Raw genomic sequence first — 23,969 nt, 5'->3', positions numbered from 1 at the left:
TTGATCACACCGTCGGAATCCAGACCCGCATGGTCGACGGACCGCGTCGAGCCCAGTCATGATAGGCGATCAAGGGGGCCTCGACCGTGTCACCGGTCGAGCGATGCCGCACCGGCAGCACCACGTGACCGTCGCGCTCGACGGGCTCCCCGTCCACGACTGCGTCACCGACATCGGCTCCGAGATCGATCGACTCGAGAGCCAGCACCTCGGGGCCGCGCTCGATAACGACACTGCCTCGCACCGCATCGACCATCGGATGCGGTGACGTGGCCCTCGCCGCGATCGGCAGGTGCAGCTCGACGACGTCGCCGGCGCGGAACGATCGCGTCACCGACACAGAACCGGCGGCGGCCGGCTCCGACGACTCGTCCTCGTCCGAGCGCACTCGCACGAGCGCGCCCTCGGCCCACGACGGCACGCGCAGCGTCAGTGTGAACTCGGCATCCTCGGCGATCGTGATCCGCACGTCCCCCTCGGCGGGATAGTTCGTCGACACGTCGAACGCGACGACCAGACCGTCGGGCAGAACGGTCCGCACAGATGACGGCGCGTACTGGTGCAGCTGCACGCCGTCGTCATCGGCCGTCGCCACATAGGCCGCGAGGCTCGCGAAGGTGCGCGCCACATTCGGCGGGCAGCACGACACCTCGAACCAGGGCGCGCGCAGCGAGGACGAGGCGCGCGGCGACGTGGCATCCGGATCCGCGGGGACCCCCGGCGTGCGCTGATGCAGCGTGTTGGCGTAGAAGAACGAGCGCCCGTCGTCGCCGGGGGAGGTCGCGACGACGTTGAACAGGGTCCGCTCGATCAGGTCGGCATACTGCGCCTCACCGGTGGCGAGCAGGAGTCGCCACGAGAACATGATCGAGCCGATCCCGGCACAGGTCTCGGAGTAGGCGCGATCCGGCGGCAGCTCCCAGTCGTCGCCGAAAGCCTCGTCCTGATGGTGCGACCCCTGGCCGCCGGTGACATAGGTGCGCCGTTCGACCGTGCGGTCCCACTGCGACCGCAGTGCGTCGAGCAGAGACTCGTCAGAGAGCTCGGTGGCGACATCGGCCGCGGCCGACGAGAGGTAGTTGGCCCGCACGGAGTGCCCGCGCAGCGCTTCGGCCTCGCGCACCGACACGTCGTCCTGGAAGTAGCTGCGGCCCCATTCGATCTCGCCCAGCGACCCGCGACCGTGGCGCTCGACGAACAGGGCGGCCTGATCGATGTAGCGCTGCTCGCCGAGCGCGCGGCCGAGCTCCGCGAGGCCGACCTCGACCTCGGCATGCCCGCAGATCGCGTCGCGCGCATCTGCACCGAACTCCCGGCAGACGAGGTCGGCGGCGCGGCGCGCGATATCGATCAGCCCGTCGTCGGCATCCGGCCTCGTGCGCACCCGGGCGACGGCCGCCTGGAACAGGTGCCCGAGGCAATACAGCTCGTGCCCCCACTGCAACGCCGACCAGCGTTCGCCCTGGCCCTCGCGACCGAACATCGTGTTGAGGTATCCGTCGGGTTCCTGCGCGGCAGCGATCCGATCGACCACACGGCGGAACCGCTGCTCGAGGTCGCTGTCGCCAGCGGCATCCGTGCGTCCGATCTCCCACGCGAGAGCCTCGAGGTACTTGTAGATCTCGGAGTCTGCGAACTCGCGCCCACGGCGCCCCGCGGGGAGTGCCCCGGCGGCGGCGAGATCGAAGTTCGGCAGCCATCCCTCGGACTCGAGTCTCGACTCGATGTGCGAGAGCGTGGCCGAGCCGTTGACGGCTTGGCGGTCGCCCCAGAATCCTCCGGTGATGCGCACCTCGTCGAGTCCGAGGGGGCGCAGACGGCCGCGGGTGGGGACCACGGGAGCGGCAGGTGCAGTGGTGTCGAACATGGTCATCCCTTGAAGGCGCCGGACATGAAGCCGCGCACATAGTGTCGTTGCAGGATCAGGAAGAGCAGGATGCAGGGGAGCGCCAGCACGACGACCCCCGCCTCGGTGGCGCCGTAGTCGACGACGCCCTGCACCTGCCCTCGGAGGTTCGCGACCGCGAGCGGCAGCGTCATGCGGTTGGTGTCGTTGATGAGGATCAGCGGGGCCATGAAGTCGTTCCACGCGGTGAGGAACGCGAACAGTCCCACCGTGACGAGACCCGGCTTGACCGCGGGCAGCAGCACCCGCCACAGGGCGCCCCAGCTGGAGCATCCGTCGACCATCGCGGCCTCGTCCATCTCGCGCGGGATCGACTCGAACGAGATGCGCATCATGAACATCGAGAACGGCAGCTGGAACATGGTGATCACGAGCGCGACCCCGACGAGCGAATTCTGCAGGCCCACCGCGTTGAGGATCACGTAGAGAGGGATGAGCAGCGTCGCGTACGGCACCATCAGGATCGCGAGCGTCAGCAGGAACAGCGCGTTCTTGCCGGGAAAAGAGAAGCGCGCGAACGCGTAACCGCCCAGCAGCGAGATGAACAGCGTGAGCGCCACCGTGAGCACCGAGACGAACAGCGAGTTGCCGAGGTACACCCAGATGCCGGCCTGGTACTCGCCGAGAGCGGCGTAGTTGCCGAAGCCCCATCCGTCGGTCTGGCTGGTGCCGGCCATCGGGCTGATCGACGAGACGCCGGTCCAGATGAGCGGATAGAGGAAGATCACGGCGAGGGCTGTGGTGAACACCCAGTACGGGATGCCGAAGACGACGCGGGCTGCCTTCGACCGGTACCGGGGTGCGGTGGGCTGATGATTCGGGGCGACGATCGTGCGGGTCAGTGTCTGGGACATGGTTCTCAGCTCTCATCCGTGCGGCGGAACGCGCGCAGCTGGAAGACGTTGATGACGATGAGCGCGAGCAGCACGATCACCGAGAGGGCACCGGCGATGCCGAGGCTGTTCTGCCCCTGGAACGCGACGTTGTAGATCAGCTGCACGACGGTCATGGTGCTGTTGTCGGGGCCGCCCTTGGTGAGGATGTAGAACTGCTCGAACGCGAGCAGCGACCCGGTCACGCACATCACCGTGGTGAGCGCGAAGGTCGGCTTGAGCAGGGGCACCGTGATGTCGCGGAACGTCTGCCACCGGTTCGCGCCGTCGATGCGCGCGGCCTCGTAGACGTCGTCGGGGATGCCCTGCAGTCCCACCAGCATCAGCAGCATGTAGAAGCCGGCGTACCGCCAGACGATCAGGAAGATCGTCGACCACAGTGCGCCCTCGGGGGTGCCGAGGAAGGTGATGCCCCACGACTTCATGAGGTTCGCGAACGGGCCGGCGATGGGGGAGTACAGCACGTAGAACAGCAGCGAGGCGGACGCGAGCCCGAGGGCGCTGGGGATCAGGAACGCCGTGCGCAGGAAGCCCTTCCACCGGGTCGACTCCTGCACCAGCAGGGCGAGTCCGAGACCGAGCCCGATCAGGATGACGGTGGTGATGAGGGTGTAGAGCAGGGTGAAGCGGATCGAATCCCAGAAGAGGCGGTGGGCAACGGCATCCGCGTAGTTCTCGGGGAAGTTGATGCCCTGGTTGCCGCTCAGCAGCGGCCAGTCGGAGGCCGACATCTGCACGACCAGCACGAGCGGGACGATGAACAGCAGGGCGACGAAGATCGCCGTGGGGGCCGCGTACAGCCAGCCCTGCACCGGCCCGCCGAAGGCGGTGCGCCGCCTGCGGCGACGCAGCGGGGATATGGCCTGGGTCATCAGGTTCTCTTTCGATCGGAGTGCAGGGGGTGCGGGGGCACCGGGAGTGCAGGGGGTGCGGGGGCAGCGGGAGTGCGGGCGCCTGGGGCGCCGGGCGAGTTCGCCGACGAGGATGCGGGGGCGGCGCGATCGGCGCCGCCCCCGCTCGTGATCACTGCGACAGGATCGCGGTGATCTCCTCGTTGTCGGCCGGCACCGAATCGTCGCCGTTCAGCACGGCGTTGCGCACCAGCGTCAGCCACGGGCTGCCCGGAGCGTTGAACGCCTGCTGGAAGTTCAGCGCCACCGGGGTGTCGCCCTGGGCGGCGACCTCGTTGATCGTCACCAGGCGAGGGTCGGCCGCGGCGTACTCGTTGTCGGCGAGGTCGCCGCGCGAGACGGCGTTGCCGTCCTTCGCGAGCACCTCGACCTGCGCATCCTCGGACATCATCCAGTTGAGGAAGTTCCAGGCCTGAGCGGCCTTCTTCGAGTCCTTCGAGATGCCGATGCCGTCACCGCCGACGAAGGTCGAGGCGCCGCCGTCGACACCGGGGATGCCGGCGACTCCCGCGTCGAACTCGAGGGAGGGGAGGAGGGTCGCCGGGAACGGCATCACGCCGACCTTGCCCTCGCTGAATGCGGCGGTCCAGGTGGGGCCGGCCTCATCGGTCGAGCTGGGGAGGATCGCTCCGGCGTCCTGCAGTTCTGCCCACGTGTCGTAGACCGCCTGGGCGGAGTCGCCGTCGAGCAGGGATTCGGTGCCGTCGTCGCTCATGACCTCATCGCCGGAGGCCCAGATCGAGGGGAACCAGGTGAAGACCAGGCAGCCGCCGCAGTTGAGGCCTGTCGCGGTGCCGTAGGTGTCTGGCTTGTTCAGCGCCTGCACGGCCATGGCCGCCTCGGCGAACTCCTCGAGCGTGGCCGGCGCCTTCTCGGGGTCGAGACCGGCCTCGGCGAAGAGCTCCTTGTTCCAGAAGAGCATCGAGAGGTCGAGCGCGAAGGGCAGCACGTACTCGGCGCCGTCGACCGTGCCCGCAGACAGGTGGCCGGGGTTGATCTCGTCCTTGAAGTCGAGGGCATCGATCTGCTCGGACATGTCCTGGAACAGGCCCTGCTGGGCCCAGTTGGGCACGTAGACGATGTCGGCGGCGAACAGGTCGGGCAGTCCGCCGGACCCGGCTGCCGCGCCGACCTTGGCGACGTAGTCGTCGTTGGGGACGACCGTGAGCTCGACCTGGTTCTCGTGGCTGGCGTTGTAGGCGTCGACCAGCAGCTTGGCCTGGCGCTCGATGGGCGCGCGGGTCCACAGCGTCAGCGTGGTGCCGTCGTCGGTGCCTTCGGCCGGGATTGGCTCGTCTGAGGCGGTGTCGTCGGCGGCAGGTGCGCAGGCGGCGAGACCGCCGACGAGCAGGCCGGCCGCGATCACGGCTGCTGCTGCCCGGCGTGCGGCGTGTGTACGGGTGGTGTTCATGGGCGGGGGCTCCTCTGGGCTCGTCCTCGAGCGGGTACGGTGTGGCGCTTCGACAGTGCAGCGCCGGTGTGGAGATGAGGTGGAGATCGGGTTCTCCGAAATCTACGAAAACCCTTTCGAAAGGTATAGCGTGGTTTCAGCGGGGGCGTCAACCCTCGTTCCGATAACCTTTCAGCAACAGGGAGTGGGATGAGCGATACGACGGCAGCACGGGTGGTGACCCTCGGCGATGTCGCCGCGCACGCCGGAGTGTCGATCTCGACGGCGTCCAAGGCGCTGAACGACCGGGGAGACGTCTCTGCCGCCACCCGCGCGAAGGTGCGCGCGATCGCGGACGAGCTCGCCTTCACGCCCAACGCCATGGCGCGCGGCCTGCTCGCCGGACGCACCGGAACAGTCGGGCTGCTCACCAGCGACCTCGAGGGCCGCTTCATGATCCCGATCCTGATGGGAGCCGAGGACGCCTTCGGGGCCGGTCGCATCAACGTCTTCCTGTGCGATGCACGGGGTGACGCGATCCGCGAGCAGCACCACCTCAAGGAGCTGCTGAGCCGCAGGGTCGACGGCATCATCGTGGTGGGGCGGCAGACCGATCCGCGCCCCTCGCTCGGCCAGGAGATCCCGGTGCCCGTCGTCTATGCGTACGCGCCGTCGGATGACTCTCGCGACCTGTCGCTGACACCCGACAACTACGCGGGAGGGCGCCTCGCGATCGAGCACCTGCTGGCTTGTGGGCGACGGCGCATCGCCCACATCTCGGGCGACCCCACATACGCGGCGGCGCAGGATCGTCTCGCCGGAGCGAGAGCCGCGCTCGGCGAAGCGGGACTCGAACTCGTGGGCGAGCCGATGTTCTCGGAGTGGACGGAGCATTGGGGGCGGGATGCCGCGGCGATGCTGCTGCAGCGGCATCCGGATATCGACGCCGTGTTCTGCGGGTCGGACCAGATCGCTCGGGGCGTGCTCGACTCGGCGCGCGATCTCGGGCGCACCGTGCCCGACGACCTCGCGGTGATCGGCTACGACAACTGGGAAGTGCTCGCGACGAACGCGAGGCCCGAACTCACGAGCATCGACGCGAACCTGCAGCAGCTCGGTCGTCAGGCCGCCTTGCGGGTGTTCGACGCGATCGACGGCATCGACATCGGCGAAGGCGCGCACCACCTGCCGGTGCGTCTCGTGATCCGCGGATCGACCATCGCCCGGCGCTGACGTGCGCCCTCCTGCCGACGGCCGGCCCCGCTCGGGTCAGACGTGGTCGCGCCAGGAGTGCTGCGGATCGAACCCCAGGATGCGGCGGGCCTTGTCGATCGAGAGCAGCGTCTCGTTCGGGCCGAAGTCGCGGGCGACCGGAACGTCGGGAAAGACCTCGGCGAGGAGTTCGGCGTTCGGGCGCGACATGACCGTGTCGGCTGCGGCGATGATGAAGTTGTCGAACCCGGGGGCTGCGACCTCGAGCGCGCGCTGCACGGCCTGCGCACCGTCACGGGCGTCGATGTAGCCCCAGAGGTTCCACTTGCGACGCAGTGCGTCGGCGTCGAAGTCGGGGAACTCGGCGTAGTCCGCAGGGTTCATCACGTTCGAGAACCGCAGTGCCGTGATCGACAGATGGGGGTGCCAGCGCACGAGCTCCCTCGCCAGCTGCTCCTCGAGCGTCTTCACCAGCGAGTAGACCGACTCGGGGCGGGCGGGGTAGTCCTCGTCGACGGGCACGTAGGGCGGTGGTACATCGAACGGCAGCCCCAGCACGGTCTCGCTCGATGCGTAGACGACGCGCCGGATGCCGAGGCGCACCGCCGCCCAGAAGACGTTGAACGTGGCCGGCATGTTGTTGTGGAAGGTGGCGACATCGCTGCGGATCCCGGGGGCCGGGATCGCGCCCAGATGCACCACGGCGTCGATGCCGTCGTGCCGGTCGCCGACGGCGGTGAAAGCATCCACGACCTGGCCGTAATCCGTCAGGTCGACCTGTACGAAGTCGGGGCCGCGGCTGCCTGCGACGTCCATGCCGATGACCTCGTGGCCGTGGGTGCGGAGCTCCCGCGCGACGACGCTGCCGAGCTTGCCCGATGATCCCGTGAGTGCGATGCGCATGTCACCAGAGTGGCACGAAGCCGAGCGGCAGGGGCCGCTCGGCATACACTCGTCGGCGTGAGTGACACGAGCAGCGAGCCCCGCCGCACCGTCGGCGTGCGCGACGTCGCGGTGCTCGCCGGGGTCTCGCGGCAGACGGTGTCGCGGGTGCTGAACGACCACCCGGAGGTCGCCGCCGAGACCCGCGAGCGCGTGCTCGCCGCGATGACCGAGCTCGGCTACCGCATGAACAACGCCGCCCGGGCGTTGGGCACCCGGCGCTCCCGCACCCTCGGGGTGCTGGCGACCGACGCGCTGCACTACGGTCCCTCGCGCAGCATCGCCGCGCTCGAGGCCTCGGCCCGCGAGATCGGTTACTGGCTGAGTGCTGCCTTCGCGGATGCGGGGGATGCGCATGCCGTGATCGCCGCGGTCGACCACCTCGTCATGCAGGGGGTCGAGGGCATCGTCGTCGTCGCGCCCCATGCTCACACCCTCGACGCGCTCGACGAGGTGCGCATCGGCGTTCCCGTCGTGACCCTGCACGCGGCCGACCGGGGTGCTCGGGGCCTCTCGGTCGACCAGGCCGCCGGAGCTCGGCTCGCCGTCGCGGCGCTCGCCGACGCCGGACACACGCGCATCGCGCATCTCGCGGGACCCGCCGACTGGCTCGAGGCCGAGTCCCGGGCCGAGGGGTTCGCGGCGGAGCTCACCGCGCGAGGGCTCGTCGTCGGGCCCGTGTTCGAGGGCGACTGGACCGCGGGCTCGGGGTACGCGGCCGCCGACGCCGTGCGCGCATCGGGAGTGACGGCCGTGTTCGCGGCGAACGACCAGATGGCTCTCGGGCTGCTCGGCGGTCTGCACGAAGCCGGGCTCACCGTGCCGGGCGACATCAGCGTGGTCGGCTTCGACGACACCCCGGATGCCGCCTACTACTGGCCGAAGCTCACCACCGTGCGGCAGGACTTCTCGGAGCTGGCCCGCCGCGCGGTCGCGGCGGTGCTCGCGGGCAGCGCCGGGGCGACGGCATCCGACCTCCCTCCCGTCGCGCCGGTGCTCGTGACGCGGGATTCGGTCGCGCCGCCCCGCTGAGCCTCCGCGCGGTGCGGGGTCAGTGCTGCACGTGAGCACGCCGTATCCGATGCGAAAGTGACCCCGCACCCGGGGGAAGAGCATCCGCGTCTTGACGGTCGACAGACCCTCGTGACACACTTCTGTGACCGGTCACAGTGACCACCGCCGACCCCGAGGTACCCGTGAGCAACGAAGCCCCCGCTTTCTCTGACGAGAACGCCTTCTCCCCGGAGATCGCCGCATCCATTCAGGCCGTCCGCGAGGACGTCGCCCGTCTGCACGGCGAACTGGTCCGCTACGACCTCATCGTCTGGACCGGCGGAAACGTCTCGGGCCGAGTTCCCGGCGCCGACCTCTTCGTCATCAAGCCCTCCGGCGTCAGCTACGACGACCTCGACCCCGAGAACATGATTCTCTGCGACCTCGACGGCGCCGTGATCCCCGGCACGCCCGGCAGCGAGCGCTCGCCCTCGAGCGACACCGCGGCGCACGCCTACGTCTACCGGAACATGCCCGACGTGGGCGGCGTCGTGCACACGCACTCGACGTTCGCCGTCGCCTGGGCTGCCCGCGGCGAGGAGATCCCCTGCGTCATCACCGCCATGGCCGATGAGTTCGGCGGACCGATCCCGGTCGGCCCCTTCGCGATCATCGGCGACGACTCGATCGGCCGCGGCATCGTGCAGACCCTCCGCGGTCACCGCAGCCGCGCGGTGCTGATGCAGAACCACGGCCCGTTCACGATCGGGGTGGACGCGAAGGATGCCGTCAAGGCCGCCGTCATGGTCGAGGATGTGGCGCGCACCGTGCACTACGCCCGCGAGGCCGGGCCCCTGATCCCGATTCCGCAGGAGGCCATCGACAGCCTCTTCAACCGCTACCAGAACGTCTACGGACAGAACTCGGACGCCCGACGATGAGCGACACGACCAGCACCAGCGACACGACCAGCCCCAGCGACACGACCAGCACCGCCGCCCGCGACGACATCCGCGCCGGCCGCACGAGCCTCGGCATCGAACTCGGCTCCACGCGCATCAAGGCGTGCCTGATCGGGGCGGACGCCACCGAGGTGCTCGCCACCGGATCGTTCGCCTGGGAGAACCGGCTCGAGGACGGACTCTGGACGTACGCGATCGACGAGGTCTGGGCCGGTCTGCAGGCCGCCTACGCCGAGCTCGTCGCCGACGCGGATAACCGCCACGGCGTGCGCCCCGAGACCTTCGGCGCGATCGGCATCTCGGCCATGATGCACGGCTACCTCGCGTTCGACGCGCAGGGCGAGCTGCTCACGCCGTTCCGCACCTGGCGCAACACCAACACAGGTGTCGCGGCGGCCGAGCTGACCGACCTGCTCGGCGTGAACATCCCGCTCCGCTGGTCGATCGCCCACCTGCACCAGGCCGTCGTCGACGGCGAGGCGCACGTGCCGCAGCTCGACTTCGTGACGACCCTCGCGGGTTACGTCCACGCGAAGCTGACGGGCGAGCGCGTGCTCGGCGTCGGCGACGCATCCGGCATGTTCCCGATCGACTCTGCGACCGGCGACTACGACGAGCGGATGCTGCGGGCCTACGACACCCTCGCCGCGGAGCGCCTTCCCGCGACGGCGAGGGAACTGCTCCCGACAGTCCTTTCCGCGGGCGCCGCCGCCGGCGCGCTCACCGCCGAGGGAGCCGCCCTGCTCGACCCGACCGGAGCACTGCAGGCCGGCATCCCGCTCTGCCCGCCCGAGGGCGACGCCGGCACCGGCATGGTCGCGACGAACTCGGTGTCCCCGCGCACCGGCAACGTCTCGGCGGGAACGAGCATCTTCGCGATGGTCGTGCTCGAGCGTCCGCTGGCCGAGGTGCACCACGAGCTCGATCTCGTGACGACTCCCGCGGGCGACGCCGTCGCGATGGTGCACTGCAACAACGGTGCGAGCGAGCTGGCCGCCTGGGCGGGACTCTTCACCCGGTTCTCGGCCGCGGCGGGGCAGCCGCTGAGCGACGATGCCGTGTTCGACACGCTCTTCCGCGAGGCGCTCGACGGCGAGGCGGATGCCGGTGGCCTGCTCGCCTACAACCACCTCGCCGGCGAGCCGATCGCCGGTCTCACCGCAGGGCGCCCGCTCTTCGTGCGCACACCCGACAGCGCCTTCACCCTCGCGAACTTCATGCGCTCACAGCTGTACGGCGTGTTCGGCACGCTCGCGCTGGGGATGCAGGTGCTCGCCGCCGAGGGTGTCGAGCTCGACCGCATGTTCGCGCACGGGGGCATGTTCCGCACCGCCGGGGTGGCGCAGCGATTCCTCGCCGGAGCCCTCGGTGCTCCGGTCGCGGTGGGCGAACTCGCCTCCGAGGGTGGGGCGTGGGGCATCGCGGTGCTCGCCTCATACCTCGCGCACGCCGACACGCAGACTCTGGGGGAGTACCTCGACCGCGAGGTCTTCGCCTCGGCATCCCTCGCGGTCGCCGACCCCGACCCCGTCGACGTCGCCGGCTTCACGGCCTACCTCGACCGCTACCGCGCGGGCCTCGCCATCGAAGCCGCCGCGACCACCGCTCTCTGATCTCTTCACGCCGACCGGAACACCGAAGGACCTCTCATGACCCGCACTCCGCTCTCCACCTCGCTCGACGGCTACGAGGTCTGGTTCCTCACCGGCAGCCAGCACCTCTACGGCCCCGAGACGCTCGCGCAGGTCGCGGAGCAGTCGCAGCAGATCGCCCGCATCCTCGACGAGGCGGGCGAGGTGCCGGTCACCATCGTCTGGAAGCCGGTGCTGACGGATGCCGCTGCCATCAAGCGCACAGCCCTCGAGGCCAACGCCGACGACAGGGTCATCGGTCTGATCGCGTGGATGCACACGTTCAGCCCCGCGAAGATGTGGATCGCCGGTCTTGACGCGCTGCAGAAGCCGCTCGCGCACCTGCACACGCAGGCGAACGTCGAGCTGCCCTGGGCCGACATCGACTTCGACTTCATGAACCTGAACCAGGCCGCGCACGGCGACCGCGAGTTCGGTTACATCCAGACGCGTCTCGGGGTGCCGCGCAAGACCGTCGTCGGTCACGCGAGCGACCCGCGGGTGCGTCAGGAGATCGCGACGTGGCAGCGTGCGGCCGCGGGCCTCGCGGCCTCCCGTTCGCTCAAGCTCGCCCGCTTCGGCGACAACATGCGCTTCGTCGCCGTCACCGAGGGCGACAAGACCGAGGCTGAGCTGCGCTTCGGTGTGCAGGTCAACACGTGGGGCGTGAACGATCTGGCGGATGCGGTCGCCGCGGCATCCGAGTCCGAGATCGACGCCCTCGTGGCCGAGTACGAGGAGCTGTACGAGGTCGTGCCCGAGCTCCGTCGCGGGGGCGAGCGTCACCAGTCGTTGCGCGACGGCGCCGCGATCGAGATCGGTCTGCGGACGTTCCTCGAAGAGGGCGGCTTCGGAGCGTTCACCACCTCGTTCGAAGACCTCGGTGCGCTGACGCAGCTGCCGGGTCTCGCGGTGCAGCGCCTGATGGCCGAGGGTTACGGCTTCGGTGCCGAAGGTGACTGGAAGACGGCGATCCTCGTGCGCGTGGCCAACGTGATGGGTGCGGGGCTGCCCGGTGGTGCGAGCCTCATGGAGGACTACACCTACGACATGACTCCCGGCGACGAGCTGATCCTCGGGGCGCACATGCTCGAGGTCTCGCCCTCGCTGACCACCGCGAAGCCGACGCTCGAGATCCACCCGCTGGGCATCGGCGGCAAGGACGACCCGGTGCGCCTGGTCTTCACCGCCGACCCCGGCCCCGCGATCGTCGTCGCTCTCAGCGACATGCGCGACCGGTTCCGCCTCACCGCGAACGTCGTCGAGAACGTGCCGCCGCGCCAGTCGCTGCCGAAGCTCCCCGTCGGTCGCGCCGTCTGGAAGCCGCAGCCCGACTTCACCACCTCCGCCGCCGCGTGGCTGACCGCCGGCGCCGCGCACCACACCGTCATGTCGACGGCCGTCGGGCTCGATGCCTTCCGCGACTTCGCCGAGATGGCCGAGGTCGAACTGCTCGTGATCGACGACGCGACCACCCTGCCCGAATTCCAGAAGCAGGTCCGCTGGAACCAGGCCTACTACCGACTCGCGCAGGGGCTGTGATGACTGACGTCTCTTCGGCCACAGTCGATCTCGCGACCGCGGCGCGTCCGCGCTCCGGTCGCCAGCTGCGCATCGCCGGTCACGGCTATGAGGCCGTGATCGCGAGCGTCGGCGCCTCGCTGCGCGTGCTCACGTTCGAGGGGCGCGACCTGGTCGTGCCGTTCGACGCCGATGAGGTCAGGCCCGGATACCGGGGCACGACTCTCGCGCCGTGGCCCAACCGCATCGTCGACGGTCGATACGCATTCGGAGGCGCGGAGCATCAGCTGGCGCTCACCGAACCCGCCCGTGGCCAGGCGCTGCACGGCCTGCTCGCGTGGGCCGAGTTCGAGGACCGTCTCGTGCTCGACGATCGCGTCGTGCTTGCGGCCGTGATCGAGCCGCAGACGGGGTATCCGTTCCGCGTCGAGGTCGAGACCGAGTACCGCATCGACTCTGACGGACTGCATCAGACGGTCACGGCGCACAACCTCGGGGCGGATGCCGCGCCCTGGGGCACCGGACCGCATCCGTATCTCGTCGCCGGCCCCGGCGGTCGGGTCGACGACTGGACGCTGACCCTGCCGGCATCTGAGGTGCTGACCGTCACCGACGACCGGCTGAGCCCCGTCGCTCTCGAGAGTGTGACCGAGCATCCGCAGTGGGACTTCCGCGCTGCGCGCCCGATCGCTGACGTCTTCATCGACCACGCCTTCACGGGGCTGGCCCGCGAGGGCGGCATCGCCGAGGTGCGCCTGGTGACGGATGCCGGAACCGGCGTCGCGATGACGTTCGACGAGCGCTGCCCGTGGGTGCAGGTGCACACGGCCGACAACCCCGAGATCGGCTCGATCCACCGCATCGGCCTCGCGGTCGAGCCCATGACCTGCCCGCCCGACGCCTTCAACTCGGGGACGGATCTCGTCGTGCTCGAACCGGGCGCTGCGCACGCGGCATCCTGGCGGATCTCCGCGGTCTGAGCCTGCGTCGGCTGTCGTGCGGTGCCGTGCCCTGTCGTGGGCTGCGTGGTCAGAAGAGCATCCGAATCGGCTGTTTTCGGTGCGTTTCTGACCACCCACGGCGGATGCGGCGGCAGCAGCCTAGGCGACGCGGCCGTCAGCGATTGAGCCAGGTGCGCAGCGACCGCGTGACGAACGGCAGCACCCAGTAGGTCATGATCGGCGTGAGCACAACCGTGGTCGCCAGTACCCGCAGCCAGATCGGCAGTTCGTTCCAGCCGGGCACCGGGCTCAGGGCATAGGTCAGGGCGACGTTCAGCGGGAAGAATCCGAGCCAGATCGACACGGCCTGCTTCCACCGCGGGGGAGTGCTGACCATCGCGACCGTGGTCGTCGAGCCGTCGGCCCGGGGGAGCGTGATGGTGTCGGTTGTCGGCTCGTCGAACCAGCCCTCGATGCCGCTGCGGCGCCGCACGCGCTCGCTGCGCACGAACTGCTCGCCGGTCGACTTCCACCACTCGCGCTCACCGGACTGCTCCCAGGCGACCAGCGACTTCTCGTCGGAGAACCGGTAGAGCATGTGCCAGACGTGCGAGTCCTCGCCGTCGCGCACCCAGCCCGAGCCGAGGAAGCCCGGATACCGGTGGGCGAGATTCACGCCGGTCTGCACCCAGGCGGTGGCGGCGGCCACATGCTCGGGGTCGACCTCGCGGCGGATGGAGACGGTGATGGGTTCGCTGGACATGGTGGGTCCTCGGAGAGTGCGGTCGCCCGGGTCACGGACGCCTCGACGGTGGGGGGATGCGCCAGGGTGCGGGCGCTGGATCGATTGTATTTCGGATGCCGGTCTCCCCGCCCTGTTTTTCGCGGCACGCGAAGACGGCATCCGCGGTGACGATGCCGGCGCCCCGCGACGGGGGCTCCGCGAGGGGGAGAGAATGGGACGTATGAGCACGCGCAGCGAAGCCGTCCTGATCGATGTCGTCCGCACCCCCGTCGGGCGGGGCAAACCCGGTGGTGCGCTGTCGGGCGTGCATCCGGTCGATCTCGCGGCCGGAGCGCTCGCCGCGATCCTCGAGCGCAGCGGTCTCGAATCGCGGCAGATCGACGATGTGCTGCTCGGCTGCGTGAGTCAGGTGGGAGACCAGTCGTCGAACATCGCCCGACAGGCCGTGCTCGCCGCCGGCTTCGACGAGACGATCCCCGCCACGACGATCGACCGTCAGTGCGGGTCCAGCCAGCAGGCCGTGCACTTCGCCGCGCAGGGGATCATCGCCGGGGCGTACGACGCGGTCATCGTCGGCGGTGTCGAGTCGATGAGCCGTGTGCCGCTCGGGTCGTCAGCAGCCGGCGGAAGCCCGATGTCGCCGCGGCTGCGGGAGCGATACCCCGAGGGTCTCGTCAATCAGGGCGTCTCGGCCGAGCTCATCGCCCAGCACTGGAACCTCGACCGCGCAGCCCTCGATGCCTACGCGGCAGAATCGCACCGACGCGCGGCTGCGGCCTGGGCTGGCGGCTTCTTCGACCGCACGATCATCCCGGTCGCGGAGGCCCCGGATGCCGTCGCCGACGAGACCGTCCGCGCGGGCACGACCGCCGAGGGACTGGCGGGACTCCAGCCCGCGTTCCGGACGGATGCGCTCGCCGCGCGCTTCCCCGAGGTCGACTGGCGGATCACACCCGGAAACTCCTCGCCGCTCACAGACGGCGCATCCGCCGCGCTCCTGATGAGCGCCGAGCGCGCCGACGCGCTGGGGCTCACGCCGCGTGCGAGGTTCCACGCGTTCACGGTGGTCGGAGACGACCCGCTGATGATGCTCACCGGGCCGATCCCCGCGACGCGGCGCATCCTCGAACGCACCGGACTCACGATCGACGACCTCGATGCCTACGAGGTCAACGAGGCCTTCGCGTCGGTGCCGCTCGCATGGGCGGCCGAGGTCGGGGCGGATGCCGCGAAGCTCAACCCGCGCGGAGGGGCGATCGCCCTCGGGCACGCCCTCGGCTCGTCGGGCACCCGCCTGCTCGGCACCCTCGTCGACCAGCTCGAGGCCGTCGGAGGGCGCTTCGGTCTGCAGACCATGTGCGAGGGCGGCGGCATGGCGAACGCCACGATCATCGAGCGGCTGTAACCCGGCATCCGGCGCCCGGCATCAGGCATCCGCCGCTGCGTCGGCCACCTGCGCCTGCGTCGGCCGTCTGCGCGGAACAGGGCCGAAGCTGGCGCGTTCGGCCGACCGAGGGCACGGCCCCGCAAGACAGAGAAGACCCCCGCCGACCCGATTCGGCGGGGGTCTTTCGCGGTGTGTCACCGCAACGGGAGCAGATGCTCACCGTGGTGCGCGGATGACGTGACTACCCGATCCGGTCTGAGTCTGTGTCCGCGCATCTGCAGTTGTACTCGGTCGACATGTCCGGGCGGTGAACGAGTGGCGAACTCCCGCCCGGATCGCGCGTCCTACCAGGCGTACGCCTCGGGGGCGGTGCCGCCGGGCCCCGGCCAGATGCGGTCGAGCTCGGCGAGCGTGTCGGCGTCGAGCGTCACGTCGAGCGCCTCGACCGCCGAGTCGAGCTGGTCGATCGTGCGCGGACCGATCACCGGCGCGGTCACGCTCGGCTGATGCAGCAGCCAGGCGATCGCGACGACACCGGGGCGGATGCCGAGCTCAGCGCAGAACTCCTCGTAACGTTCGATCGCGGGGCGCCGCGCGCCGAGCGCGTCGAGGCTCGACCGCGAGCGGTCGGTCTTCTGCAGCACTCCGCCGAGCTGCCCGCTGGCGAGCGGCGACCAGGGCAGCAGGCCCATGCCGTACTGCTCCGCGGCGGGCACGACCTCGAGTTCGACCGTGCGCTCGGTGAGGTTGTACAGCGACTGCTCGGTGACCGGTGCCGGATAGCCGGATGCTGCGGCGATCTCGTGCACGCGCGCGAGGTGCCAGCCGGCGAAGTTCGAGCTGCCGAGATAGGTGATCTTGCCCTGCTCGCGCAGTGTCTCGAAGGCGCTGAGCGTCTCATCGATCGGCACATCGCGATCGATGTGATGCATCTGGTACAGGTCGATGTGGTCGGTGCCGAGGCGACGGAGCGAGGCATCGACCGAGGCGCGGATGTGCACCGCCGACAGCCCTCGATCGTTCGATCGAGGGCCCATCACACCGAACACCTTGGTCGCGACGATCAGGTCGTCGCGGTTGCCGCGGTCCTTCATCCAGCGTCCGAGGATCTCCTCCGACTGCCCGGGGTGGTCGCCCCACCGGCCGCCGCCGTAGACGTCGGCGGTGTCGATGAAGTCGATGCCGGCGTCGATCGCGCGATCCAGGATGGCGCGCGAGGCGTCCTCGTCGATCACGGGACCGAAGTTCATGGTGCCGAGGGCCAGGCGGCTCACTCGAGCGCCGGCTCGTCCGAGACGTGTGTACTGCATCAGCTGTTCTCCTTCTGCGAATCCTGCGTGTCCTGGGATTCCTGCGAATCCTGCGAAGCGCTCGTGTCGACGAACGCCCATCCGTAGGCGCCGAGTTCGCGGCGAGCATCCGTCGATCCCGTCAGCACGTCGGTGCCGGCCACCTCGACGGTGAACGGCTCGGCACTGTGGTTGATCACGGTGAGGATGCCGCCGCGGCGGGCGACCTCGACGTGCTCGGGAAGCCCGTCGACCTCGGCGGTCACTCCAGCCTCGGCCGCGAGCCAGCCGAGCACCGCGGTCATGCCCGCGTCGTCGGGGATCGTGGCGAGGTAGTAGCCGTGACCTGCGCCGAAGTCCTTGCGCGTGAACGCGGCTCGGCCCTCGGTGCGCCCCTCGGTGAAGCGACCGAGCACCTCGGCATCCTGCACGAGCAGCTCCTCGGCGAAGTACTGTCCGACGATCCGGCCAGCGGGCCCGTCGAGCGGAGCCTCCGACTGACCGGGGCCGTCGGGCACCGCGTGGCTCGCGATCTCGCCGGCCGAGTCGGCCGAGCGCACGGACTCGGGAGGAACGAGCGCCCCGAAGTCCTCGAGCGCCACACCGAGCGCGTCGCGCAGCGAGACGATGAAACCGCCGTCGCGGAAGGCGTCGTCCTGGTCGACGACGTCGCTGAACGCCGAGACGAAGAGGTTGCCGCCCTGCTCGACGTAGGAAGACAGGTTCGCGGCTCCGTCGTCGCTCAGCAGATACTGCTGCGGTGCCACGACGAGCGAGTACCCGCTCAGGTCGCTGGTCGTGTTCACGATGTCGACCGCGAGGTTCTGGCGGTGCAGCGCCGCGTGCCAGCGGTGCGAGAGTGTGAGGTAGTCGAGCACGATGGGGTGGTCGCGACCGTCGATGGCCCACCAGTTCTCCCAGTCGAACACGAGCGCGATCTTCGCGCCAGAGGTCACGTCCGGCAGGTCGGGGAGCTGCGCGAGCTGCCCGCCGAGCTCGACGACCTCCCGCCACGTGCGGGTGTCGAGCCCTGCCTGCGGCACCATCGCCGAGTGGAACTTCTCGCTGCCGCGGCGCGACTGCCGCCACTGGAAGAACATGATGCCGTCGGCCCCGCGCCCGACCGCCTGGGCGCTGATCGCGGCCATCTGACCCGGCGCCTTCGGCGCATTGGTCGGCCGCCAGTTCAGCGCGTTGGTCGACTGCTCGGTGAGGATCCACGGCACGCCGGGCTTCAGCCCGCGCATGAGCTCGCGCGCGAACGCGGCTCCGCGGAACGACTCCGGGTCGTTGGGATCGGGGTAGTTGTCGTCGCAGATCACGTCGACCTCATCCGCCCACTTCCAGTAATCGGCCGGCGGGAACGCGCCCATGAAGTTCGTCGTGATCGGCTGCGTCGCTCCGGAGGCGCGGATGATGTCGCGCTCCATCACGTACAGCTCGAGCAGCGTGTCGGAGGTGAACCGCTTGAAGTCGAGCACGCTGGTGGGGTTGATGCTGTACGGAGCCTTGCGCGGCGGCACGATCTGGTCGAACGCGGTGTAGCGCTGCGACCAGAAGTCGGTGCCCCACGCGTGGTTGAGGGCGTCGATGGTCGCGTACTTGCGCTCGAGCCACACGCGGAACGCGTCGCGCGCCGCATCGGAGTAGTCGTAGTGCAGGTGGCATCCGTACTCGTTGTTGACGTGCCAGAGCACGACCGCCGGATGCTGCGCATAGCGCTCCGCGAGGGCCGTGACGAGCTCCGAGGCCAGGCGGCGGTAGACGGGCGAGGCGGGCGCGTACGCCTGTCGGCTGCCCGGCCAGAACGTCGAGCCGTCGGCGTCCTGCGGCAGCATCTCGGGATACGCGGCGGAGGCCCACGGGGGAGGGGATGCGGTCGCGGTGGCGAGGTCGACCTGGATACCGCCCTCGTGCAGCAGCCCGATGATCTCGTCGAGCCACTCCCAGTCGAACTCGCCCTCGGCGGGCTGGATCCGCGACCACGAGAAGATCCCGAGGCTCACGAGCGTCACACCCGCTTCGCGCATGAGCCGCACATCTTCGGGCCACACCTCTCGTGGCCACTGCTCGGGGTTGTAGTCGGCGCCGTAATGCATGGATCTCCTGGGTCGGTGGTCGTGATGACCGGGTGGGTGGGAAGTCAGAAGGAACGGGTCGAGGCCCGTACGACGAGTTCGGGGAGGAAGCGGGCCTCGATCGGATCGTCGGAGCCCGCCAGGTGGTGCATGAGCAGTTCGACGGCCCGCGCGCCCATCTCCCTGGCGGGCTGGCGCACCGAGGTCAGAGGCACCACCGCGGCACCGGCGAACTCGATGTCGTCGTACCCGACCAGCGAGATGTCCTCCGGCACTCGCAGGCCCCGTCCGACCAGGCCCTGCAGCAGCCCGAGGGCGAGGTGGTCGTTACCGGCGAAGATGCCGTCGGGGCGCTCGGCCTCCGGCAGATCGGCGATCTGCTCGCCGATCTCACGGCCGAGGCCGGTGTTCAGCGTCGTCGTCTCGATGAGCGTGGTGCGCACGCCCGCGGCATCCGCCACCTCGTGCAACCCGGCGAGACGTTCGTTCATCTGCTCTCGCGAGCGGGGTCCGCCGACGAAGGCCAGGTGCCGGCATCCGCCGTCGAGCAGGGCCTGCGCGGCGATGCGACCACCGAGGCGGTTGTCGACCGAGACCGACGAGAACTCCCCTCGCGGATGCCGCTGGTCGACGAGCACGACGGGCACGCCACGGCGTCGGAAGCGCTCGAGATACTCCTCGTGGTACTCGACAGGGGCGATGAGGACGCCGTCGACCCGCTGCCGCTCGAACAGCTCGAGATAGCGCGACTCGCGCTCGGCGGAGTCGAAGCCGTTGCCGACGATGACCGAGTAGCCCGCGGTCAGCGCCTGCTCCTCGGCTCCGAACGCGAGGTCGGCGAAGAACGGGTTGGTGATGTTGATCACCGAGAAGCCGATCGCGTCGCTGCGGCCCGCCTTGAGCTGGCGGGCGGCGATGTTGGGCACGTAGCCCAGCTCGTCCACGGCTTCGGCGACGCGGGCAGCCGCCGACTCCGACACGAGCTCGGGTCGGTTGAGTGCGTTCGAGACGGTGCCGATCGAGACGCCAGCGCGCTCGGCGACGTCTCGGAGGCCGATGTCAGGCATGCTGCTCCCTCTGCATCTCGGACGCGGCTCGCAGGTCGTCGAGCAGCCGGACGCGGTTGTCGAGCTTTACGGGCGCCGGGCCGTGCACCACGACGGCGCGCCACTCCGCTCCGCGCAGGATCGCCGATCCCGCGCGGTCGCTCTGCCATTCGCCTGTGTCGGCGACCAGCACGATCCCGGCCTCGGCTGCGCGCAGCATCCGTCCGTCGACCTCGGCGCCGGGCAGGTCGACGCGCAGCCCGCCGTCCAGGGCGGTGACGCGACCGACCTCGCGGCCGTGACTGTGCAGGGCCGCGCCGCCCGTCGGCAGGTGCTCGAGAAGAAGGTAACCGGATGCCAGCAGCTCGCCGTCGTCGAAGCGATCGGTGAACCCCGTGGCGGCGATGTCTGACCCAGGCGGCGCGAGCGCGATGAGTTCGTAGTCGAGCGCAGTGGCCTCGAGATCGCGCGAGGCGGCGACGTCGCCAGGCGTCTCGATCGCAGTGTGTGCGGTTCCGAGCAGCTCGTCGACCAACGCATGGATGAGCGCGCGCGTCCCCGTCGAGCGATAGGCCTCGACCCCGTGGCCGAGTGCCGAGTACGCCACGCCGCCGCGACCGTCGGCTCCGGGGCGCGACCAGGCCAGTGCGTGGGTGATGCCGTCGTCGGTGTGGATCGCGCGCAGCGCGGAGTCGTCATCGACCTCGAGGTGCGAGTACCGCTCGTCGTACACCCGGAATGGCGCGAGCGGTGCGGTCGGCTGCACCAGGCTCCATCCGATCTGCGGATGCATGGTCACCCCCGGCACCCACCGACCGCCGAGCAGCTCCGCCCAGCGGGGGTCGTCACGGAAGGCGAGAGACGAGGAGTGCACAGCGAGCAGCGGGATGCCGGCGGCGACCGCATCGATCAGCGGATCGAGCACCGCGCTCGCCGCGGCCGCATCCGTCGCGAGATCACCGCTGATGTTCACGACGATCAGCGCGGCATCCGTCAGCATCTCACCGCGCTCGATCCCGTCCGTGTCGAGGTGGCGCACCGGCATCCGCTCGGTGAGCACCCCGTCGAGGGCGGCGCTGGTCGCGGCGAGGCCGTGCCAGGGATCGGCGTGCGCGCCGACTCCGGTGACGATCAGGGCCGGGCGGTCAGTCATCGATCCAGGTCTCCTTCGACGGTCGCAGGGCCTCGAGCTCTTCCCAGAGCGCGTCGGGGATGACGGTCTCGGCCATGCCGACAGTCTGGTCGAGCTGCGCCGGGGTGACCAACCCGCACACGGTCGAATGGATCCGCGGATCGCGCAGGGAGCTCTGCAGCGCGGCTGTGATCAGCGGAATGCCGTGGCGCTCGCAGGCCGCGCCCATCGCGTCGATCGCCGCCAGCATCTCGGGCGATGCCGCGGCGTAGTGGTAGCGGTCCGAGATGCGCGGCCAGTTCGCCAGGATGCCTCCGCCGTACACGGCGGCGTTCACCACGCCGATGTCGGCCGCTGCCGCCGCGTCGAGCAGTGCCTCGGCGGTGCGGTCGACGAGAGTCGCGCGGTTGTGCGTGATCAGCACGTCGAAGACCCCGGTCTCGACGAACCGCGTCAGCATCCGCGCCGGTCCTCCCGAGATCCCGATGAAGTCGGCGTAGCCCTCGTCGCGCAGCGACCGCAGCACCTCGACGGGGCCGCCCGGTGCCATCGCGGCCTCGAAGCCGATGTGCTCGGGGTCGTGCAGGTGCAGGATCGGCACCCGGTCGATGCCGAGACGCTCGAGGCTCTCGTCGAGCGAGCGCCGCATGCGGTCGGGGTCGAACGAGTCGGTCTCGGGGTCTCGGTCGAGCTTCGTCTGGATCACGAAACCCTCCGGGACGCCGCCTGCTCGACGAACCGCCAGGCCGATCCGTCGCTCGCTCTCGCCGTCGCCGTAGTTGTTCGAGGTGTCGATGAACGTGACCGGGCTCTCGAAGGCGGTGAGGGTGAGCTGCACGGCATCCTCCTCCGGCACGGTCAGACCGTGCACGGGCGAGGAGACACCCCAGGCTGCGGTGCCGATGCAGATCGGCGAGACCGATAGACCGGTGCGTCCGAGCGTCCTCGTGGCGAGAGCGGTCGACGGATGCGCACTCATTCGAAGGCGTCCCCTCCGCGGAAGCGGTCGACCAGCACGGCGGCCAGCAGGATCACGGCGACGATGAGGTCGAGGTAGTCGGGGTCGATGAAGCTGACGTTCAGGATGTTCGTGATGCCCGCCACGACCAGCAGACCCAGAAGCGCGCCGATCGGGTTGCCGACGCCGCCTCGCGTGATCGAGTATCCGCCGATCATCAGGGCCGCGTAGATCTGGAACTCCAGCCCGGTGCCGAGGATGTTGGATGCCGAGCCGAGCTGCCCCACATAGAAGATGCCGCCGATCGCCGCGCCGACCGCGCTCACGATGAGGGCGACCGTGCGCACCTTCACGACCGAGATGCCTGCGCGCTGGGCAGCCCGCGGGTCGCCGCCGACGGCCTGGATCTTGCGACCGATGCGGGTCTTCGAGACGACACCTGCCGCGACGAGGGTCAGGCCCACGCCGATGAGCAGCAGGGTAGGGATGCCGAAGGTGGCGCCCTGGGTGACGTCGTAGAGCGGCTCGATCAGGGTGGTCGGCGGAGCCTGGACGACGATCGCCTGGCACACGCCGCGCAGCAGGGTGAGCATTCCCAGGGTGACCGCGAGCGGCTCGGCGCCGAGCCCGACGATCACGAACGCGTTGATCGAGCCGACGACGACGCCGAGCAGGATCGTGATGCATGCCGCCATCCACGGGTCGACGCCCGAGGCGACGAGCTGGTTGAAGGCGACAGCGCCGAAGCCGACCATCGAGCCGATCGACAGATCGACCACGCCGGCGAGCAGCGCGAACGAGGCGAGCACACCCACGATGAGCGGGATCGCGACGGCGACGCCGACGATGCGCACGTTCGACGCCGAGAAGAAGGCGGGGCCGACCGAGATCGCGCCGATCACGACGACGGCGGCGAGCATCAGGGCGATGCTGCCGACAGGCCCCTTGAGGTACGAGAGCAGCTGGGGGAGGGCCCGGGGCGACTCGACGTCGGATGCCGGGGCGAGTGCCGTGGTCATCGTGCACCTCTCTTGATGCGGAAGCCGTCGATGCCGACGGCGATGATGAGGAGGGCGCCCTGGAAGATCAGCGCGAATGCCGGAGGGAGTCCGAAGAAGGCGATCGACACCGGGATCGTCGAGAGGAATCCGACGCTCAGCAGCAGCACCAGGAAGTTGCCCTTGCCGCCCGAGAGGCTGATGCCCGCGAGGATCACGGCGGCGATGACGATGAGCTGGTAGCTGGCCCCGGCGTTGGGGGTGAAGCTCGGCGTGACCGACGCGAACAGCACTCCGGCGATGCCGGCGACCGCACCCGCCCCCGAGAAGGTGGCCAGCCGCACCCGACGCAGCGAGACACCGCGAGCGCGGGCGGCCTGCGGGTTGCCTCCGACCGCGGTGAGGCGACGACCCCAGCGGGTCCAGGCGATCGCGAGCCCGGCGAGGACGACGATTCCGAGCATCGGCCAGAAGATGTTCGGGAGACCGAGGAACTGGCCGAGGCCGAACGCGCGGAGGGCCGAGCCGGACGGGATCTGCGCCGACTTGAAGCCGATCATCATGATCGCGAGGCCGCCGAAGCCGGTCGCGAGGGTCACGATGATCGGGTTGAGCTTGCCGAAGACGATGATGAGGCCGTTCAGCAGGCCCCAGGCGCCTCCGGCCGCGATGCCGCAGAGCACCGCGATGAGGTCCGGGATGCCCGCGCCGAGCAGCGTGACCGTCGCCCAGGCGCTGACCACGAGCGAGACGGGGAGGCTGAGGTCGAGCAGGCCGCCGCCGATCACGACGATGCCCTGAGCGACCGAGAGGACGCCCGAGATCGCCATCGTGAAGGTGATGGCGAGCAGGGACTGGCTCGACAGGAAGTCCGGGCGGACGATGGTGGTCGCTGCGGCGAGCAGGAACCAGACGGCGGCGATGCTCAGCGCATCGCGCAGCGTGGTGCGGGTCCCCGCGTCCGAGCGCGCGGTGCGTGCGCTCGGACGCGGGGCGGCCGGATCGGCCGTGAGGGTGGGAGTCGTCATGAGAGT

General features: G+C 69.8%; 20 protein-coding genes. 7 read left to right on the top strand and 13 right to left on the bottom strand.

Annotation, left to right across the window (positions count from 1 at the left end; translation table 11 throughout):
* Nucleotides 1-4: 4 nt before the first annotated feature.
* The 4 genes from OD997_RS10490 to OD997_RS10475 form a co-directional block, all read right to left on the bottom strand.
* Nucleotides 5-1,873 carry a glycoside hydrolase family 127 protein gene (locus tag OD997_RS10490; protein WP_434331513.1) on the bottom strand — a complete coding sequence of 623 codons (1,869 nt, stop codon included), beginning with the start codon at nucleotides 1,871-1,873 and terminating at the stop codon, nucleotides 5-7.
* Nucleotides 1,870-2,760, bottom strand: a complete 891-nt coding sequence (locus OD997_RS10485) for a carbohydrate ABC transporter permease (RefSeq protein ID WP_082488481.1) — start codon at nucleotides 2,758-2,760, stop codon at nucleotides 1,870-1,872. Before OD997_RS10485 ends, OD997_RS10490 begins: the two co-directional genes overlap by 4 nt.
* Nucleotides 2,761-2,765: 5 nt before the next feature.
* A complete protein-coding gene (locus tag OD997_RS10480; RefSeq protein ID WP_434331512.1) occupies nucleotides 2,766-3,671 on the bottom strand; it encodes a carbohydrate ABC transporter permease in 906 nt (301 codons plus the stop codon).
* Nucleotides 3,672-3,822: 151 nt separating this feature from the next.
* Complete coding sequence (locus OD997_RS10475; protein ID WP_434331511.1) at nucleotides 3,823-5,121, bottom strand: ABC transporter substrate-binding protein; 1,299 nt, start codon at nucleotides 5,119-5,121, stop codon at nucleotides 3,823-3,825.
* Between the two features lie 189 nt (nucleotides 5,122-5,310).
* On the opposite strand from OD997_RS10475, the gene OD997_RS10470 reads away from it, so the two are divergent.
* Nucleotides 5,311-6,333, top strand: a complete 1,023-nt coding sequence (locus OD997_RS10470) for a LacI family DNA-binding transcriptional regulator (RefSeq protein ID WP_434331510.1) — start codon at nucleotides 5,311-5,313, stop codon at nucleotides 6,331-6,333.
* A 36-nt stretch (nucleotides 6,334-6,369) separates the two neighbouring features.
* Here the strand turns inward: OD997_RS10470 and OD997_RS10465 are convergent, their stop codons facing one another.
* On the bottom strand, nucleotides 6,370-7,215 hold the full coding sequence (locus tag OD997_RS10465) for an NAD-dependent epimerase/dehydratase family protein (protein WP_434331509.1): 846 nt from the start codon (nucleotides 7,213-7,215) through the stop codon (nucleotides 6,370-6,372).
* Nucleotides 7,216-7,272: 57 nt separating this feature from the next.
* Between OD997_RS10465 and OD997_RS10460 the strand changes: the two genes are divergently transcribed.
* The 5 genes from OD997_RS10460 to OD997_RS10440 all read left to right on the top strand — a co-directional run bounded on the left by OD997_RS10460 (nucleotide 7,273) and on the right by OD997_RS10440 (nucleotide 13,341).
* Entirely contained in the window at nucleotides 7,273-8,286 is a 1,014-nt protein-coding gene (locus tag OD997_RS10460) for a LacI family DNA-binding transcriptional regulator (RefSeq protein ID WP_434331508.1), read from the top strand.
* Nucleotides 8,287-8,501: 215 nt separating this feature from the next.
* Entirely contained in the window at nucleotides 8,502-9,188 is a 687-nt protein-coding gene (locus OD997_RS10455) for an L-ribulose-5-phosphate 4-epimerase (RefSeq protein ID WP_434332372.1), read from the top strand.
* Nucleotides 9,185-10,822 (top strand): xylulokinase, encoded by a 1,638-nt coding sequence (locus OD997_RS10450; protein ID WP_434331507.1) that lies wholly within the window; start codon nucleotides 9,185-9,187, stop codon nucleotides 10,820-10,822. The genes OD997_RS10455 and OD997_RS10450 overlap by 4 nt, the downstream gene beginning before the upstream one ends.
* A gap of 36 nt (nucleotides 10,823-10,858) precedes the next feature.
* Nucleotides 10,859-12,382, top strand: coding sequence for an L-arabinose isomerase (gene araA, locus OD997_RS10445; RefSeq protein WP_434331506.1), 1,524 nt, complete (start codon nucleotides 10,859-10,861; stop codon nucleotides 12,380-12,382).
* On the top strand, nucleotides 12,382-13,341 hold the full coding sequence (locus OD997_RS10440) for an aldose 1-epimerase family protein (protein ID WP_434331505.1): 960 nt from the start codon (nucleotides 12,382-12,384) through the stop codon (nucleotides 13,339-13,341). The genes araA and OD997_RS10440 overlap by 1 nt, the downstream gene beginning before the upstream one ends.
* A gap of 136 nt (nucleotides 13,342-13,477) precedes the next feature.
* On the opposite strand, the gene OD997_RS10435 is transcribed toward OD997_RS10440, so the two are convergent.
* On the bottom strand, nucleotides 13,478-14,065 hold the full coding sequence (locus OD997_RS10435) for an antibiotic biosynthesis monooxygenase (RefSeq protein ID WP_434331504.1): 588 nt from the start codon (nucleotides 14,063-14,065) through the stop codon (nucleotides 13,478-13,480).
* A gap of 202 nt (nucleotides 14,066-14,267) precedes the next feature.
* On the opposite strand from OD997_RS10435, the gene OD997_RS10430 reads away from it, so the two are divergent.
* Nucleotides 14,268-15,452 carry a thiolase family protein gene (locus OD997_RS10430; RefSeq protein WP_434331503.1) on the top strand — a complete coding sequence of 395 codons (1,185 nt, stop codon included), beginning with the start codon at nucleotides 14,268-14,270 and terminating at the stop codon, nucleotides 15,450-15,452.
* A 326-nt stretch (nucleotides 15,453-15,778) separates the two neighbouring features.
* On the opposite strand, the gene OD997_RS10425 is transcribed toward OD997_RS10430, so the two are convergent.
* The 7 genes from OD997_RS10425 to OD997_RS10395 are packed head-to-tail and all read right to left on the bottom strand — an operon-like array spanning nucleotide 15,779 to nucleotide 23,963.
* Entirely contained in the window at nucleotides 15,779-16,744 is a 966-nt protein-coding gene (locus OD997_RS10425; protein ID WP_434331502.1) for an aldo/keto reductase, read from the bottom strand.
* Nucleotides 16,744-18,822 carry a beta-galactosidase gene (locus OD997_RS10420; RefSeq protein WP_434331501.1) on the bottom strand — a complete coding sequence of 693 codons (2,079 nt, stop codon included), beginning with the start codon at nucleotides 18,820-18,822 and terminating at the stop codon, nucleotides 16,744-16,746. The genes OD997_RS10425 and OD997_RS10420 overlap by 1 nt, the downstream gene beginning before the upstream one ends.
* A 44-nt stretch (nucleotides 18,823-18,866) precedes the next feature.
* Nucleotides 18,867-19,868 carry a LacI family DNA-binding transcriptional regulator gene (locus OD997_RS10415; protein ID WP_434331500.1) on the bottom strand — a complete coding sequence of 334 codons (1,002 nt, stop codon included), beginning with the start codon at nucleotides 19,866-19,868 and terminating at the stop codon, nucleotides 18,867-18,869.
* On the bottom strand, nucleotides 19,861-21,000 hold the full coding sequence (locus OD997_RS10410; RefSeq protein ID WP_434331499.1) for a ThuA domain-containing protein: 1,140 nt from the start codon (nucleotides 20,998-21,000) through the stop codon (nucleotides 19,861-19,863). The genes OD997_RS10415 and OD997_RS10410 overlap by 8 nt, the downstream gene beginning before the upstream one ends.
* Entirely contained in the window at nucleotides 20,993-21,958 is a 966-nt protein-coding gene (locus OD997_RS10405) for an aldo/keto reductase (protein WP_434331498.1), read from the bottom strand. Before OD997_RS10405 ends, OD997_RS10410 begins: the two co-directional genes overlap by 8 nt.
* Nucleotides 21,955-22,956, bottom strand: a complete 1,002-nt coding sequence (locus tag OD997_RS10400) for an ABC transporter permease (protein WP_434331497.1) — start codon at nucleotides 22,954-22,956, stop codon at nucleotides 21,955-21,957. The genes OD997_RS10405 and OD997_RS10400 overlap by 4 nt, the downstream gene beginning before the upstream one ends.
* On the bottom strand, nucleotides 22,953-23,963 hold the full coding sequence (locus OD997_RS10395; RefSeq protein ID WP_434331496.1) for an ABC transporter permease: 1,011 nt from the start codon (nucleotides 23,961-23,963) through the stop codon (nucleotides 22,953-22,955). Before OD997_RS10395 ends, OD997_RS10400 begins: the two co-directional genes overlap by 4 nt.
* Between the last annotated feature and the right edge of the window lie 6 nt (nucleotides 23,964-23,969).

The sequence above is a fragment of the Microbacterium sp. CGR1 genome (genome assembly GCF_051062835.1).
Lineage (GTDB): Bacteria > Actinomycetota > Actinomycetes > Actinomycetales > Microbacteriaceae > Microbacterium.
The sequence above is the reverse complement of the archived record's forward strand: the minus strand, read 5'-3'. Positions and strand labels throughout refer to the sequence as shown.